Raw genomic sequence first — 15,016 nt, 5'->3', positions numbered from 1 at the left:
TCCCCCAGGCGCCGCCGCATCACACGGGCACAAGGATATCAGCCCTCTGGTGGAATTGCTCGTTTTACTTCGACTTTTGACCCTTTCAACCACTTTACCGCACCGAAAAGTGCGACCAGCCTAAGGTCCGCCTGAAGAACTTCTTCGAGGTGAGTGCACAGGGGGAACGATTATGCGTTCACCGAATGCGTTCGCGGCACCCTCGTTGATCGAGGCGCTGCGTCGTTGCGCGGAGCTGGCTCCGGACACCGCGGTCGTGTTTCCGGGTGGTCCCGAACACGTGACCGTCGCCGAGGTCTACACCCAGGCGGTCACCTTCGCGACTCGGTTGAGGCAGAACGGTGTGCGACCAGGTGACGTGGTCGGGATGTTGTGCTCGACAGGTTCGCAGGTTCTGACCGGCATCTTCGGCGTGACCGCCGCCGGGGCAGCGGTGAGCGTGCTGCCGACGCCTCCAGTGATGCGAGACGCCGAGCGGGCGGGCGGAAGGCTGACGAGCCTGGTCCGCGCTAGCGGGATGCGGTTTCTGCTCGCCGACTCCGACCAGCGGTGGCTTGCGGCTCTGGTGCGATCACAGCTGCCAGAGGTGATCGTGCTAGACCTGCCCACCGGACCGATCCCGGCGGAAGACGCGAGCGACCTGCCTACGCCGGATTCCGATGACGTGGCGGTCATCCAGTACACGTCGGGCAGCACCTCCCAGCCGAAAGGCGTCGTCCTGCGGCACCGGAACATCCTGGCCGGGCTGCGGTCGATCTCGGTCTCGGCGCGAATCACCCCGGACGACGTGTTGGTGCATTGGGTGCCGCACTTCCACGACATGGGCTTGTTCGGGTGGCTGGCGTGTCTTCTGTCCGGTGCCGCCACCCACACGTGGAACCCGGCGGCGTTCATCCGCCGGCCGGCTCGGTTCCTCCAGTATTTCGCGGAGCAGGGCGGCACGATCATGACCGGCCCGAACTTCGCATATGACCTGATCCTCGCTGCGGTCGACGAGGAGACCGTCTCCTCGCTCGACCTGAGCCGGTGGCGGCTGGCCTTCAACGGTGCCGAGCCGGTCTCGGCGACGACCGTCGCCGCCTTCACCGACCGGTTCGCGACAGCCTTGGCAGGACGGCATGTGATGTACCCGGTCTACGGGATGGCCGAGGCAACGCTGGCCATCAGCTTCCCAGAACCCGGCGATGCCCCCAGAAAGTTGTCGGTGAACCGGGAGAAGCTCGGCGCCGGTGTGGTGTGCCCGGTCCATCCGGACGACCAGGCCGCGATGCCCGTTGTCTCCGTGGGGCGCCCGGTCCACGGGATCTCGGTCGAGGTGGTCGCCCCGGACGGCGAGGTGCTGGGGGCCGGTGCCGTGGGCGAAATCCAGATAGCCGGTCCTGGCGTCTCCGACGGCTACGACGAGCCTGACGAAAACCTGTTCCGGGGAGGCAGGTTGCGCACCGGCGATCTCGGCTTCCGGTATGACGGCGAGCTGTACGTGGCCGGCCGGATCAAGGACATGATCATCGTCAAGGGCGAGAACTTCTTCGCAACCGATGTCGAGGCAGTCGCGCGTGAAGTGCCGGGTGTTTACCGGCGAAGGTGCGTGGCCGTCGCGGGCCACGGTGAGGAGCTGGTCGTGATCGCAGAGGTGGCGAACCGGTCGGCCGCCGAACGCGACGGTGTCTCCGACCGGATCAGCGCAACGATCCGGACCGAGCTCAGTCTGGACAACGTGCGGATCGAACTGGTCGACAGGGGCAGAATTCCGCGCACCACCAGCGGCAAGTGGCAACGCGGCCAGGCCAGGACCTTGATCGGGAGTACGTCCTGAGCCGGGAGATGCCGTTGCGGGACGAGGACTGGTTCCGCTGTTTCGGCTGTGCTCCGAACAGTCCGGGTGGCCTGCGGTTGAGTCCACGACGCACTGGGGTCGACCAAGCGGAGTGCGAGGTCGTTTTCGCGGATGACCACTGCTCGTACCCCGGCATCGCGCACGGCGGCCTGGTTGGCACAGCGACCGACGACCTGATGGCCAACCTCGTGCTGATGGAACGTGGTGTGCTCACGGTTTCCACGTTGCTGCGAACGAGGTTTCTGCTGCCTGTGCGGACCGGTACCAGCCATCTCGTCACTGCCAGGATCACTGATACCTGGACAGAGGCGTTCACCGCCGAGGCCGAAATGAGCACCCTCGACGGCAAGCTGTGCGCTGTCAGCACGGGCACCTTCACCCCGATCCGTGCCGAGCACCTGGACGAACTGGTCGTGCCGGGAGTTGCCGAGCACGCGGAGTGGGCGGCGTACCTGACTGGAATCGAGAAGAGGAGAAGCCACGGATGACACCCGACGACGCACTGAGCAGCGTCCTCAAGCAGTTGTGTGCCGAGCTGCCGCTGGACGGGCACACGATTCAGGCGACCGACGTCCTTCGCGACCTGCCCGGCGCCGACTCGATCCGTCTCTTCCGGATGAGCGCCAAGCTTGAGCGCCAGTTCGGGATCGAGTTCGAGGACGAACGGCTCTTCTCCGTCCGCACAGTCGGTGATCTTGCCGATCTGCTCGTGGAGGCGACCGCATGACGATCGAGCCCGATGTCGCCGTCGCGGCGACGAACGCCCACTACGAGCTGCCGGTCGAGGTGTTCGCGGCGTTCCTGGACAGCTCCATGAAGTACAGCAGCGGGCTCTATGTCGAGCCGAACGCAACCTTGGAGCAGGCCCAGCGCGCCAAGCTCGACTGGGTGCTGGACGACTGCCTTCGCGTCTCCTCCAGGGCACGGTTGCTCGACATCGGATGCGGCTGGGGCAGTCTGACGCTGGCCGCGGCGGCCAGGGGCGTCGACGTCGTCGCGGTCAGCCCCTCAGCTCCGCAATGCGAGTACGTCCTGCGGCGCGCCGGTGAGCTGGGAGTCGCCGACCGGGTCGAGGTTCGGCAGGGTAGGTTCACGGCGCTTGACCTCACAGGTGAGAAGTTCGACGCCGTCACCATGCTCGGTTCGATCGTGCACATGCCCGACCGTGAGGACGTGCTGGTGGCGGTGTCCGGACTGCTTCGTCCGCGCGGCAGGCTCTACCTGTCTGAGAGCTGCTTTCGCAACCAGCGGATCTTCGCCGAGTACCGGACCAGTCCGGGATTTCGCTATGTCGGCGAAGACATCTTCGGGTATGGCGAGATGGTGCCGCTCGCGGAGTTCGTCGCGGCCGCCGAGAGCGCCGCACTGAGCATCGTCAACGTCTCCGACCTCACCGGTCATTACGTTCAGACCCTGGCTGACTGGACGAGTGCGGTCGAGCGGAACCGCGACAGCATCGACACCGCTGTCGCGGGCACGGCAGACCGGTTTCTGCGGTACTTCGAGATCGGTGCGACCGCGTTCGGCTACACGGCCAAGCACTACGCGCTGGTCGCTGAGAAGTCACGACTCGGCACCTGGGAGGTCTGATGTCCGACGTGCTGCGCGAGGCCCGTCAGAAGGTGACCAGGGTGCGCCCGTGGGAGGTCGAGGACCTGGATTGGTCCCGCCTGGAGCCGGAGCGGCTGACCGACGACGACAGGACGATCGTGCGGTTCCTCACCTTCGTTGAGGATCACATCCCCGACTACCTGACTTTCTCGCTGTCGGCGTTTCCCACGACCGGTGATCTCGATCTGGCCACCTACCAGCGGAACCGGGAGTACTTCCGGTTCCTGCTCGCCTGGGGCAGCGACGAGGAGCGGCACGCGAGCGCGCTCACGACCTATCAGATCCGCGCGGGCCTGTCTGGTGAGAAGGAGCTGACCGAGGAACTGGCGCGGGTGGGGATGACACCGTGGTCACTTCCCTACCAGGAACCGTTGGAGTTGTTCGTCTACACATTTCTGCAGGAGAAAGCTACACAGCTGTTCTACCAGCGCTACCAGCGAGTGGTCACCGAGCCGCTCCTGCGGGAACTGCTCGGCAGACTGGCCAAGGACGAGGCACGGCACTTCGCGTTCTATTCCAGGCTGGTCGAGGACGCACTGAGCCGCAGCGGTGACCGCGCGATCACGAGTGTGCGTAACGTGCTGTCGACCTTCCAGATGCCGCTGGACGGCTCGCTCGACGGTTATTGGCGAATGGGGCTGGCCGCAGTGGATCGAGTCGGCCATGACCACACAGAGGCATACGACGCGATCGGCAAGCTGGTCCAGAGGTTCGTCGACTCACTCGGCGCGCCCACCGTTGACGAGTTGGGCAAGTTGATCCAGATGGCCCAGCGGATGCCCTGAAGATTCCGCTCGTACCCCTTGCACCGCAGCCGCCATCAGGGCGAACGTGATCACCATCAGCACGGTTCGCCGACCGCGGCAGCAGAGGGCTGCCGGTGACCAGTCCGGACAGGACGACGACGACGGCGTCGAGGAGGATCACGACGAGGGAGGCCCACTGCAGCGGCACCAGCCCCATGGTGGTGCACAGTAGGGGTTTCGGGGTGGTGGGCGGATGGAACGGGGGACCGGATCTTCCGGTCCGCTCTCGCGCGGTGTGATCGCTACCCGCGGAAGACGGTGGTGCGGTGCCAGGTGAAGTAGGGCTGTGAGCCGGCGCGGTGTGCTCCACAGGGACGTCCGTGCAGCTGGTCCAGGTGGTCGCGCAGCCGGCCGCGGAGCCCGTCCTCCACCCAGGAGCGGACGTGGCCGGTGTCGTCCACGGTGATGAGGCCGGACTCGAACAGGCTGTCACACCCGAACGTGCACGCCAGCATCGCCACGTTGGCCAGGTCGTTGCGCTCGTCGTCGGTGCACAGCGACCGCTTCTTGATGTGCGCCGCGACGAGGAAGTCGCCGGGGAACTCGTGCCCGCACAGGTCGCAGGGTGCGGCGGTGCGGCCGCCGAGCAGCACCCGGCGCAGCTCCCTCTGCTCCTTGCGGGTGGTGACCACCGCGCTGCCGTCGAGCACGGCGAACTTGCGGACGCGGACCGGGAACTGCCTGTCGTGCAGGGTGATCACGGCCGGTCGGAGGGACACGACGGTGCCGGGGATGGATGCCAGCACGGCTCCGACGAACGAGGAGCGGTGCCCGAGCTCGGCGACGCTCACGGGCACCGACCCCCGCGCGTACAGCTTCTCCAGGCCGGCCGCGACGTCGCGCACCTCGACCCACTGCCCCTGCGGCGACCGCTCGGTGGTCACCAGCACCCGCTTCTCCTTGACCTCGACGACGGTGTTCACGTTGCCGGTCACCGTTTCGACGGGTTCTCCGATGAGCGAGCGCAACAACTCCAGCGCGTCTGGTGCGCTGCCGCGGTCCGCCGGTCGTGCCAGGTCCGCTGCCAGTCGGTCGGCGTCGTCAGCGGCGTAGCCGGGCACCCGCAGCCTCAGCCGGATCTGCTCAGTGGCGTTCCCGTCCGGGTTCCGGCCGATCTTCCCCTGAGCGCGGCCCAGCTTCTTGCGCAACGCCTCGACGTCCGGTGTCGTCGCGAGCACGACCGGCGCGTCGAGGATCGTGCGGTGCGCCTGGGGCAGGTCCCTGACCGCGGCGGAGTCCACCACGCCGCTCTCCAGCACGGCGCCGCGTTCGCGCAGCCGGTGCAGCAGCAGCTCCAGAGCCGGGTTGTACTGGTGGTTGCGGCCGTGCGGGCTCCCGGTGACCCTGCCGCCCGCGCTCTTCACGACCAGCGCGAGGTGGTCACCGTCCGCCTCGACCTCGAACTCCGCGTTGAGCACGGCACCGGAGTCGTCTGTTGCACGCATGCCTTCATCATCGACCCTTGCCGGGACCGGGTTACCGCCGCCCATTGCCGGCGCCTCCGGGAAACCGCGACGGCGACCTCCGGAGAGGTTCGGCGGAATAGGCTGAATATAGACCGAGTATCAGGTGCCCGGGGAACAGTGGCGTCCACAGTATTGTCGTGGAATCGAAGGGTAGTGGTCCGGATGGAAGACCACAGGATCTCCAACGTCGTCGTTCTCGGTGGTGGCACCGCCGGCTGGATGACCGCCAGCTATCTGGGGAAAGCGCTCGGTCGGCACGCGACCATCACGGTGCTGGAAGCGCCGTCGATTCCCCGGATCGGCGTCGGGGAGGCCACGGTCCCGAATCTGCACAAGACGTTCTTCGACTTCTTGGGGATTCCCGAGGAGGAGTGGATGCGGGAGTGCAACGCCAGTTTCAAGATGGCGGTGAAGTTCGTGAACTGGCGCACGCCCGGCGAGGGGGAGGCGGAGGGCAGGCCGTTGCGGGGCCGGCCGGACCACTTCTACCACCTGTTCGGGCTGCTGCCGACGCACGAGCACCTGCCGTTGTCGCACTACTGGGCGGCGAAGAGGCTCGACGGGCAGACGGACGAGCCGTTCGACTACGCGTGCTACCGCGAGTCGCCGATGATCGACGCGCGGTTGTCGCCGCGGTTCGCCGACGGTACCAAGTGGACGAACTACGCGTGGCACTTCGACGCGCAGCTGGTCGCGGACTTCCTGAAGCGGTTCGCGATCCAGAAGCAGGGGGTGGTGCACGTCCAGGACGAGATGGTGGACGCGACGATCGACCAGCGCGGGCACATCACCTCGTTGAAGACCAAGGAGGGGCGCACCATCGCCGGTGACCTCTTCGTGGACTGCTCCGGCTTCCGCGGGTTGCTGATCAACAAGCTGATGCGCGAGCCGTTCCTCGACATGGGGGACCACCTGCTCAACGACAGCGCGGTCGCCACGGCCGTGCCGCACGACGACGCCGCTCACGGGGTCGAGCCGGCCACGTCGGCGATCGCGATGAAGTCCGGCTGGACGTGGAAGATCCCGATGCTCGACCGGTTCGGCACCGGGTACGTCTACTCCAGCCGGTTCACCGACGGAGACGAGGCCGCCGAGGACCTCTGCGCGATGTGGGGGCTGGACCCCGACGAGCAGCCGCTCAACCACGTGAAGTTCCGCGTCGGGCGCAACCGGCGGACCTGGGTGCGCAACTGCGTGAGCATCGGGCTGTCGTCGTGCTTCCTCGAACCGCTGGAGTCGACCGGCATCTACTTCATCACCGCGGCGCTCTACCAGCTGGGCAAGCACTTCCCGGACAAGCGGTTCGACCCGGTGCTGATCGACTCGTTCAACCGCGAGATCGAGACGATGTTCGACGACTCGCGCGACTTCCTGCAGGCGCACTTCACGCTGGCGCCGCGCAACGACACGCCGTTCTGGCGGGCGTGCAAGGAGATCGTGCTGCCTGACGACATCCAGTTCAAGATCGCCCAGTACCGGGCGGGGCTCGCGGTCAACATGCCGATCACCGACGAGGCGACCTACTACGAGAACTTCGAGGCGGAGTTCCGCAACTTCTGGACCAACAGCAGCTACTACTGCATCTTCGCCGGTCTGGACGTGCTGCCCGAGCACCCGCTGCCGGCGCTGGCGTTCCGGCCGCACGCGGTCGAGGGGGCCGAGCCGGCGTTCGCGCAGATCAGGCAGAAGCAGGCCGAGCTGTTGAAGACACTGCCGACCGCCTACGACTACGTGCGTGAGCTCCACGGCCGTTGATCACCCGGACGGTGGCATGCCGACTCCTGACGGCACCTGCTAAGTTTTATTTGCGGGTGCCGCCCAGGATCGGCCCCGCGAGGGGATCCCACAAGCCGGAAGGGGCTGCACCCGGTGCACCGGGCGCAGCCCCTTCCGGTCGGGGACTCAGATGAGGGACAGCTCCGACAACCCCTCGGCGAGCGCCGTCTCCCGCGCCGCGAGCCGGGCGAGCGGGTGGAACCGGTAGGCCGGTTCGCCCTCCGCGTCGACGTGGGCTAGCTCCAGCAGGTGGAGGTCGAGCAGCGACTCCGTGATCTGCTCGCCGTCGGCGTCGGACAGGCCCAGCAGCGAGCTCGTCACCGAGTGCGGGAACGACGGCAGGTCCAGCAGCGACAACCGCAGCAGCGCGCCGCGGGCCCGCGGGTCGAGCGAGCTGCTGCCGCCCGTGAGCCGTTCCCGCACGTCGAGGTCGCCGAGCCGCAGCTCGTCGAGCAGCCGGTCGGGATCGGCGAGCCGGTGGGCGAACCGGGCCAGCGGCCAGTGCCGCTTGGCCGCGACGCGCGCGCCGGCGATCCGGATGGCGAGCGGCAGACCGTGGCAGAAGTCCACGATCCCCGCCGCCGCACCGGCCTCGGCGGCCGTGCGCTCCGGTCCCACGATCTTGGTGAACAGCGACAGCGCGGCCTCGTCGCCAAGGGGTGCGAGGTCGAGCGTGTACTGGCCGGCCAGTGTCGTGAGCGAACGGCGGGTGGTGACGATCGTGCGGCAGTGCGTTCCCGCGGTGAGCAGCGGACGCACCTGCCGGTCGGTCGCGGCGTCGTCGAGCACGACGATCATCCGCCGGTCGGCCAGCACGCCCCGGTAGAGCAGCGCCCGCTGCTCCAGGCTCGCCGGCAGTGACGCCTCGTCGAGGCCCAGCGCGGTGAGCAGTGCGCCGAGTGCCTCACCCGGCGGCAGCGGCGTGCGGTCGCTGCCGCGCAGGTCGACGAGCAGCTGGCCGTCGGGGAAGTCCGCGCGCAGGCCGCCCGCGACCCTCGACGCGAACGCGGTCTTGCCGACGCCCGCCATGCCGGTGATCGTCAGCGGCGCGGACCTGTGGCGCAGCCGGTCCGCGGCGAGCGCCAGCTCGGCGGCGCGGCCGGTGAAGTCCGGGGTGTCGGCGGCCAGCGCCACCGGTCTCGGCGCTGCGGTCATCGCGTGGCGCTGCTGGGGGAACGCCGACGGCACCTCGTTGGTCAGGATCGCCTGGTAGGCGCCCTTCAACGTCGGTCCGGGGTCGACACCGAGCTCGTCGGACAGCAGCCTGCTGCCCTCGTGGAACGTGGCGAACGCCTCTGCCTGCCGATCCGCCCGGTACAGCGCGACCATCAGCTGGGCTCTGAACCGTTCGCGCAACGGGTTGGCGTTCACCAGCCCGACCAGCTCGGAGGTGAGCTCGTGGTGCCGGCCGAGTGCGAGCTCGGCGTCGATCCGGAGCTCCAGCGTCTTCATCCGGACCTCCTCGATCCGCGGCCGCTCGGTCTCGGCCAGCAGGTCGGTCACGTCCGTGAGCGTCGGGCCGCGCCACAGGTCGAGCGCACCGCGCAACGTCTCGGAGGCGTGGTCGAACCGGCCCGCCCGCAACGCCTCGCGGCCGGTGCCCGCGAGCTCCTCGAACTCGTGGAAGTCGAACCGGGACGCCCCGATCCGCATGAAGTAGCCCGGTCCCTGCCGGATCAGCGCCATGCTGCCCTGCAGGTGCCTGCGCAGCCGGGAGGCGTAGGTGTAGATCTGGGCCTGATAGGTCGCGGGCGGGTGCTTGCCCCACAGCACCTCGCCGAGCTGGGCGTCGGAGAGCACCTTCTCCCTGGCGAGCAGCAGTGCCGCCAGGATCGTGCGCTGCTTGGAACCCTTCAGCGGAAGCTCAGCACCGTCCAGCCACAGGCCGACCGGTCCCAGTATTCGGAACTCCAAAGGACACTTCCCCCATTCGAAGTGTGCACCTTTCAGCAGTTCAGGATTGGTGCATACCCTGAAGAACCGAGCTCAGGACCTGATCGGACCAGGATTGTGCGTTCCGGCCGTGAGCTCGGTCGTCGTGCGCGCCAAATCCGCTCGCCGGTGTTCCCCTGGGCAAGCGCATTCCTCACCAGTTGTCGCGCGATCTCGTTGGTTAATCCCCAAACAAGGCCAACGTACCGAGACGCCCCGGGGGGCGTCAACTGTGGTGGGTGGTTCATGTACCTTTCATCCACATCGGCTGATACGTGTAGGGTCGACGGGCCCACCGGTGGCGGGTGTGCTGACAGCGGAGGTAGTGGATGGCCGATGCGGACGGGCCGCCGGAGGGCTCCCTGGCGGCGAAGGTCGACCACCTGTTCCGGACCGTGCGCCCGCGTGCCGGGCGCGAGTACTCGTTCGACGAGGTCGCCGAGACGATCAAGGCCCGTGGCGGGCCGACCATCTCCGCCACCTACGTGTGGCAGCTGCGCCGGGGCCTGCGGGACAACCCCACCAAGCGCCACCTCGAGGCACTCGCCGGGTTCTTCGGCGTGCCGCCCGCCTACTTCTTCGACGACGCGGTCACCGAGATGATCGACTCCGAGCTCGCGCTGCTGATCGCGCTGCGCGACAGCTCGGTGCGCCGGATGGCGTTGCGGGCGTCGGGTTTGTCGGCCAAGAGCTTGCACGCGCTCACCGCTATGGTGGAACGGGCGCGGGAGCTCGAAGGCCTTTCCGAGGGGTCGGAGGAGGAAGCGGGCTCGTGACCCGCCGGTGGGGGGTGTCGTGTTCGGTGGGGGACTGAGCCTGCGGCGGTTGCGCCGCCGGTGTGCCGCACGGGTGCGGGAGCTGCCGATGCCCGACCCGTTCGACGTCCGCGCGCTCTGCGCCCTCGTCGCCGGGCAGCGCGATCGGCCCATCACGCTGCTCCCGATGACCGGACGGCACGGCGTGCTCGGGTTGTGGGTCGCCACCGACGACAGCGACCTGATCTTCTACGAAGAGGCGACCACGCGGCCGCACCAGGACCACATCATCCTGCACGAGCTGTGCCACCTGCTCTGCGACCACTACGCGGCACCGCTGCCCGCGGCGAACCTGATGCCCCACCTCGACCCCGACATGGTCCGCTCGGTGCTGGAGCGCACCGGGTACACGGCGGTGGAGGAACAGGAGGCCGAGCTGCTCGCGTCGCTGATCCTGCAGCAGGCCGGTCATCCGACCGCACCGCCCGCCGAAGGCCTCGCGCACCGGATCTCCGAGGCGCTGAACTGGCCAGACCCGCGCTGATGCTGGACGCACTCCGGTTCTACCTGCCGCCCCTGCTGGTGATCAGCTTCTTCGTGGCCATGCTGGTCAACGGCGAGTACCGGCCGCGCACCGACGCCCAGCGCGCGGTGCGCCTCGGCCTGCTGGCGCTCGGCATCTCGCTGATCGTGCTGACCCCCGCCGGCTACGCGTTCGCGGCGCGGGTGACCGGCGTTCCCAACATCGGCCGGCTCATCGGGCACGGCACGATGCTCGTGGTGGCGTGGGCGGGGCTGGCGTTCGTCGCCTGGCTGACCGCGCCGCTCACCGCCCGGCGCCGGTCCAGACGCGTCGCGTGGTGGCTGCTCGCCGGGTTCGCGGTGCTGGTGGTCCTGTTCGTGCTGGCCCCGGTCGACGTGGACGACGTCCGCTTCTCCACGCGGTACGCGCGCACGCCGTGGGTGCTGGAGTACTGGGTCTTCTACGCGGCGTGCCTGACCCCCGCGTTCGCCACGGTCGTGCGCGAGTCGTGGCGGTTCGCGCGGGTGACGCCGGATGCCGTGCTGCGCCTGGGGTTGCGGTTCGTGGCGGCCGGCGGGTTCTGCGCACTGGCCTATCACGTCCACAAAGGACTGCTGTTCGCGGCGGCCAGGTTCGGCCTCCCGTACCTGTCCGTCCCGTTCGTGGACAAGTACTTCCCGCTCGCGGCGAACGTGTTCGCCTTCGGCGGCGCCACGATCCGCTGGTGGGCGCCCCGGATCGGGCTGACCGCGCTGGTGGCGCGGGTGAAGCAGTACCGCACGTACCGGTGGCTGCGGCCGCTGTGGGTCGACCTGCACCGGGTCAGCCCGCACATCGCGCTGCACCCGCCGCGCAGCGCCGCCGTCGACCTGCTGCCCGACGACCTGGGGCTGCGGCTGTACCGGCGGGTGATCGAGATCCGGGACGGCCGGGTCGCGCTCCAGTCCTACCTCGACCCGGAGGTCGCCGCGCGGGCTCGACGCACCGCCGAGCACGACGGGGTGCGCGGAACGGACGTCGACGCGCACGTGGAGGCGGCGGTGCTGGCGGACGCGGTGCGGGCCGCGTCACGGGGCCGGGCGCTCACCGCGGAGGCGCGGGTCGGTGTGCCCGGCGGTGGCGACCTCGACAGCGACACGGCGTTCCTCGTCGCGGTGGCCAGGGCGTATCGCAGGCTCGCCTGACACCTGCTAACATTTCTTGGCATGTGCAGGGTTCAGTTGTGACAGGGGATGAGCTGCTGCGCATCCTCGCGACGCTGGCCAACCCGCACCGGTTGCGGGTGCTGGCGGTGCTCACGAGGGAGCGCACCTACGTCAGCGCGCTCGCCCGCGAGCTCGGGATCAGCCGCGCGCTGCTGCAGGTGCACCTGCGCAAGCTGGAGTCGGCCGGTCTGGTGCGCGCGCACCTGGAGCTGTCCGAGGACGGCAAGGCGATGAAGTTCTACGAGGTCGAACCGTTCGCCGTCGAGCTGTCACCGGAGTCGGTGGCGGTCGCCGTGCGGACTCTCACGGAGAAGGAAGCGCAGGCATGAGCCCCTACGACTGGCAGGAGATCATCGGCGTCGTCGGGGTGTTCGTCCTGATCACCGCGGTGACGACCGTCCTCATCTGGCAGCTGGCCGCGACCTGGCGGGCGAAGGCGGCGCTGGCGCGGGAGAACGAGTACCGGGCGCTCGCCGAACGGGCGGTCCAGGCGCAGGAGAGCTGGAGCGCAAGCTCGACGAGCTGCAGGAGCGGATGCGGTCGGTCGAACGCATCCTCAAGGAAGTCGAGTAGGGGAAGTGCTGGGCCGGCGAGCGGCAACTCGGCGGCCCAGCGGAAGAAGCGGCTCTCGCCCGAGGGCGAGTTCTGGTGAGCACTCCTTCGAGGAAGGACTTTAGTCGATGCTGCCTGCGCGCAGGTCGAAGGTCGCACTGGTGGAACGGGTGGCCGCGTGGTCGGTCCGGCACCGGGGCGTGGCGGTGGCCGGATGGCTCCTGGTCGTGTTGCTGGCCGTGCTGGCCGGTGCGCTGGCGGGACAGGGGGCGTCCGCACGGGACCCCGGTGAGTCCGGCGTGGCGGGAGAGGTGCTGGACCGGCAACGGACCTACGCCCCCGTCCGGGAGAACGTGCTGGTCGAGGGGGCCGGGACCGAGGACCTCGTCGCCGCCCTGCGCGGCAGCGGCGCGGTCACCGAGCTGACCACCACCGGTGGGACGCCCTCGCTCGTGACGTTCCACGTCGCCGGTCCCGACGACCGGATCGCCGGCAACTACGACACGGTGGTCCGCGTCGTGTCCGAGGTGTCGTCCCGGCACCCGGACACGCGGTTCTCCCAGGCGGGCGACCGCAGTCTGGCCAAAGCCGTCGACCAGGCGGTGAAGGACGACTTCCAGCGCTCGGAGCTCATCTCCCTGCCGATCACCGTGCTCATCCTGCTGGTCGTGTTCGGTTCGCTGATCGCGGCGTCGGTGCCGTTGCTGCTGGCCGGGACCACGGTGGTCGCCGCGTTCGGGCTGCTGGGGCTGGTCGGCACCTGGGTACCGGTGAACAGCGCGACGTCGTCGATGATCCTGCTGATCGGCATCGCCGTCGGGATCGACTACTCGCTGTTCTACCTGCGCCGCGAACGCGAGGAACGCGCGGCGGGCCGGTCGGTGGCCGAGGCGCTGCGGATCAGCGCCCGCACCTCCGGCCGGGTCGTCCTGGTGGCCGGGCTGACGGTGATGCTGTGCGTCGCGGGCCTGCTGTTCACCGGTCTGGACAACTTCCGCGGCCTCACCGTCGGCACCGCGCTGGTGGTGGGCCTGGCCGTGCTCGGATCGGTCACCGCCCTGCCCGCGTTGCTGTCGCTGCTGGGCCCGTGGGTGGACCGGGTGCGCGTGCCGTTCCTGCGCCGCACGCACGTGCGCGAGTCACGGCTGTGGACCGCCGTCGCGCGTGTGGTGGTCCGCCGCCCGTGGCTGTGGGGCGGGCTCGCCGCGCTGTCGCTGGTGGTGCTGACGATTCCCGCGCTGGACATGCGGTTGCAGGACGCGGGCGCGGTGAACAGCCTGCCGCGCACGGTCGCCGCGGTCGACGGCGCGATCCGCATGCAGGAGGCGTTCCCCGGCACCCCGACGCCCGCCCAGGTCGTGCTGTGGGGGCAGGTGGACGACGTGGACGTCGCCGCGTTGCGCCGGGAGATCGCGGCCAGCGGAGGGCTGCTGCACGAGCCGCTCACCGCGGCACGGGTGGACTCCGCGCTGGTGGTGCGGGTGCCGCTCGCCGGCACCGGGACCGACGACCTGTCCAACCGGGCCCTGGAGCACCTGCGGTCCCAGGCGCTGCCCGCCGCGTTCGGCGACGTGCCCGGTGTGTCGTACGCGGTCTCGGGGAAGACGGCGTTCGCCCACGACTTCACCGCGCAGATCCGGTCCACCACACCGCTGGTGTTCGGGTTCGTGCTGCTGCTCGCGTTCGTGCTGCTGGTCGTGGCGTTCCGCGCGCTGGCCATCCCGCTGATCTCCATCGGCCTGAACGTGCTGTCGATCGGCGCGGCCTACGGGGTGCTCACGTGGGTGTTCCAGGACGGGCACCTGGAGTCGGCGCTCGGCTTCACGTCCTACGGCGGCGTGGTCGGGTGGCTGCCGCTGTTCATGTTCGTGCTGCTGTTCGGGCTGAGCATGGACTACCACATCTTCATCCTCAGCCGGATTCGCGAGCGCTGGTTCGGTGGTGCCGACGCGCGCGCCGCCGTCGTCGGGGGAGTGGGCAGCAGCGCCGGGGTGGTCACCAGCGCCGCGGTGATCATGACCGCGGTGTTCGCCGTCTTCGTCACGCTCAGCGCCATCGAGTACAAGATGCTCGGCGTCGGGATGGCCGTGGCGATCCTCGTCGACGCCACCGTCGTGCGCGGTGTGCTGCTGCCCGCGGCCATGGCGGTGCTGGGCGAGCGCGCCTGGGTGCTGCCCGGTGGCCTGGGGCGGTTCTCGCACGTTCCCCGGCTGGCCGGCGGCGCTTCGCCGCAGCCGGTGGCCGCGCGCCTCGGCTCCGGATAGTTCGCGTATAGACGCAGTATTGGGCCCGCGAGAACTGTTCAGGCGACCGGAGACGATCACCTGAGGAGTTCTCGTGGCCGAGGAACAGGACGACAAGCAGACCTACCGCGTCGTGCTCAACGACGAGGAGCAGTACTCGATCTGGCCTGCCGACCGGGACCTGCCCGCCGGATGGCGCGCGGACGGCACCGAGGGTTCTCGGACCGACTGCCTCGCGCACATCGGTGAGGTGTGGACGGACATGCGCCCGCTCAGCCTCCGCCGCCGCATGGCGGAAGCAGCGCACTAG

The 15,016-nt window shown here is 69.0% G+C and carries 15 protein-coding genes; 13 read left to right on the top strand and 2 right to left on the bottom strand.

The window, feature by feature from the left end:
* Window positions 1-205: 205 nt before the first annotated feature.
* From ACVDFE_RS27565 to ACVDFE_RS27545, 5 genes are read left to right on the top strand one after another with little or no spacing between them, the layout of a single operon-like run.
* Window positions 206-1,816: an AMP-binding protein gene (locus ACVDFE_RS27565; protein WP_458432404.1), complete on the top strand. Its 1,611-nt coding sequence runs from the start codon at window positions 206-208 to the stop codon at window positions 1,814-1,816.
* Between the two features lie 14 nt (window positions 1,817-1,830).
* Complete coding sequence (locus ACVDFE_RS27560; protein WP_458432403.1) at window positions 1,831-2,325, top strand: PaaI family thioesterase; 495 nt, start codon at window positions 1,831-1,833, stop codon at window positions 2,323-2,325.
* A complete protein-coding gene (locus tag ACVDFE_RS27555) occupies window positions 2,322-2,564 on the top strand; it encodes an acyl carrier protein (protein ID WP_458432402.1) in 243 nt (80 codons plus the stop codon). The genes ACVDFE_RS27560 and ACVDFE_RS27555 overlap by 4 nt, the downstream gene beginning before the upstream one ends.
* Window positions 2,561-3,427 carry an SAM-dependent methyltransferase gene (locus ACVDFE_RS27550; protein ID WP_458432401.1) on the top strand — a complete coding sequence of 289 codons (867 nt, stop codon included), beginning with the start codon at window positions 2,561-2,563 and terminating at the stop codon, window positions 3,425-3,427. The genes ACVDFE_RS27555 and ACVDFE_RS27550 overlap by 4 nt, the downstream gene beginning before the upstream one ends.
* Complete coding sequence (locus ACVDFE_RS27545) at window positions 3,427-4,233, top strand: acyl-ACP desaturase (RefSeq protein WP_458432400.1); 807 nt, start codon at window positions 3,427-3,429, stop codon at window positions 4,231-4,233. The genes ACVDFE_RS27550 and ACVDFE_RS27545 overlap by 1 nt, the downstream gene beginning before the upstream one ends.
* 263 nt (window positions 4,234-4,496) lie before the next feature.
* On the opposite strand, the gene ACVDFE_RS27540 is transcribed toward ACVDFE_RS27545, so the two are convergent.
* Window positions 4,497-5,699, bottom strand: a complete 1,203-nt coding sequence (locus ACVDFE_RS27540) for an HNH endonuclease (RefSeq protein WP_458432399.1) — start codon at window positions 5,697-5,699, stop codon at window positions 4,497-4,499.
* A gap of 183 nt (window positions 5,700-5,882) precedes the next feature.
* On the opposite strand from ACVDFE_RS27540, the gene ACVDFE_RS27535 reads away from it, so the two are divergent.
* Window positions 5,883-7,475 (top strand): tryptophan halogenase family protein, encoded by a 1,593-nt coding sequence (locus tag ACVDFE_RS27535; protein WP_360383779.1) that lies wholly within the window; start codon window positions 5,883-5,885, stop codon window positions 7,473-7,475.
* Window positions 7,476-7,622: 147 nt separating this feature from the next.
* On the opposite strand, the gene ACVDFE_RS27530 is transcribed toward ACVDFE_RS27535, so the two are convergent.
* Window positions 7,623-9,410: a BTAD domain-containing putative transcriptional regulator gene (locus ACVDFE_RS27530; protein ID WP_458432398.1), complete on the bottom strand. Its 1,788-nt coding sequence runs from the start codon at window positions 9,408-9,410 to the stop codon at window positions 7,623-7,625.
* Between the two features lie 347 nt (window positions 9,411-9,757).
* Here ACVDFE_RS27530 and ACVDFE_RS27525 point away from each other — a divergent pair, with 347 nt between their 5' ends.
* The 7 genes from ACVDFE_RS27525 to ACVDFE_RS27495 all read left to right on the top strand — a co-directional run bounded on the left by ACVDFE_RS27525 (window position 9,758) and on the right by ACVDFE_RS27495 (window position 15,016).
* Window positions 9,758-10,204, top strand: a complete 447-nt coding sequence (locus ACVDFE_RS27525) for a helix-turn-helix domain-containing protein (RefSeq protein ID WP_360383773.1) — start codon at window positions 9,758-9,760, stop codon at window positions 10,202-10,204.
* A gap of 19 nt (window positions 10,205-10,223) precedes the next feature.
* Window positions 10,224-10,727 (top strand): hypothetical protein, encoded by a 504-nt coding sequence (locus ACVDFE_RS27520; protein ID WP_458432397.1) that lies wholly within the window; start codon window positions 10,224-10,226, stop codon window positions 10,725-10,727.
* A complete protein-coding gene (locus ACVDFE_RS27515; RefSeq protein ID WP_458432396.1) occupies window positions 10,727-11,890 on the top strand; it encodes an MAB_1171c family putative transporter in 1,164 nt (387 codons plus the stop codon). Before ACVDFE_RS27520 ends, ACVDFE_RS27515 begins: the two co-directional genes overlap by 1 nt.
* 38 nt (window positions 11,891-11,928) lie before the next feature.
* The gene (locus tag ACVDFE_RS27510) at window positions 11,929-12,240 is read left to right on the top strand and encodes an ArsR/SmtB family transcription factor (protein WP_360383766.1); all 312 of its coding nucleotides are present in this window, start codon (window positions 11,929-11,931) and stop codon (window positions 12,238-12,240) included.
* Window positions 12,237-12,563, top strand: coding sequence for a hypothetical protein (locus ACVDFE_RS27505; RefSeq protein WP_458432395.1), 327 nt, complete (start codon window positions 12,237-12,239; stop codon window positions 12,561-12,563). The genes ACVDFE_RS27510 and ACVDFE_RS27505 overlap by 4 nt, the downstream gene beginning before the upstream one ends.
* 28 nt (window positions 12,564-12,591) lie before the next feature.
* Entirely contained in the window at window positions 12,592-14,727 is a 2,136-nt protein-coding gene (locus ACVDFE_RS27500) for an MMPL family transporter (RefSeq protein ID WP_458432394.1), read from the top strand.
* 73 nt (window positions 14,728-14,800) lie between these two features.
* Entirely contained in the window at window positions 14,801-15,016 is a 216-nt protein-coding gene (locus ACVDFE_RS27495; RefSeq protein WP_360383759.1) for an MbtH family protein, read from the top strand.

The organism is Lentzea chajnantorensis, assembly GCF_054300775.1.
The sequence above is the reverse complement of the archived record's forward strand: the minus strand, read 5'-3'. Positions and strand labels throughout refer to the sequence as shown.

What these genes read in the sequence shown, in the direction of transcription:
- ACVDFE_RS27555 (WP_458432402.1), top strand. Translation starts at nt 2,322, where the DNA reads ATGACACCCGACGACGCACTGAGCAGCGTCCTCAAGCAGTTGTGTGCC.
- ACVDFE_RS27550 (WP_458432401.1), top strand. Translation starts at nt 2,561, where the DNA reads ATGACGATCGAGCCCGATGTCGCCGTCGCGGCGACGAACGCCCACTAC.
- ACVDFE_RS27545 (WP_458432400.1), top strand. Translation starts at nt 3,427, where the DNA reads ATGTCCGACGTGCTGCGCGAGGCCCGTCAGAAGGTGACCAGGGTGCGC.
- ACVDFE_RS27540 (WP_458432399.1), bottom strand. Translation starts at nt 5,699, where the DNA reads ATGCGTGCAACAGACGACTCCGGTGCCGTGCTCAACGCGGAGTTCGAG.
- ACVDFE_RS27535 (WP_360383779.1), top strand. Translation starts at nt 5,883, where the DNA reads ATGGAAGACCACAGGATCTCCAACGTCGTCGTTCTCGGTGGTGGCACC.
- ACVDFE_RS27525 (WP_360383773.1), top strand. Translation starts at nt 9,758, where the DNA reads ATGGCCGATGCGGACGGGCCGCCGGAGGGCTCCCTGGCGGCGAAGGTC.
- ACVDFE_RS27515 (WP_458432396.1), top strand. Translation starts at nt 10,727, where the DNA reads ATGCTGGACGCACTCCGGTTCTACCTGCCGCCCCTGCTGGTGATCAGC.
- ACVDFE_RS27505 (WP_458432395.1), top strand. Translation starts at nt 12,237, where the DNA reads ATGAGCCCCTACGACTGGCAGGAGATCATCGGCGTCGTCGGGGTGTTC.
- ACVDFE_RS27500 (WP_458432394.1), top strand. Translation starts at nt 12,592, where the DNA reads ATGCTGCCTGCGCGCAGGTCGAAGGTCGCACTGGTGGAACGGGTGGCC.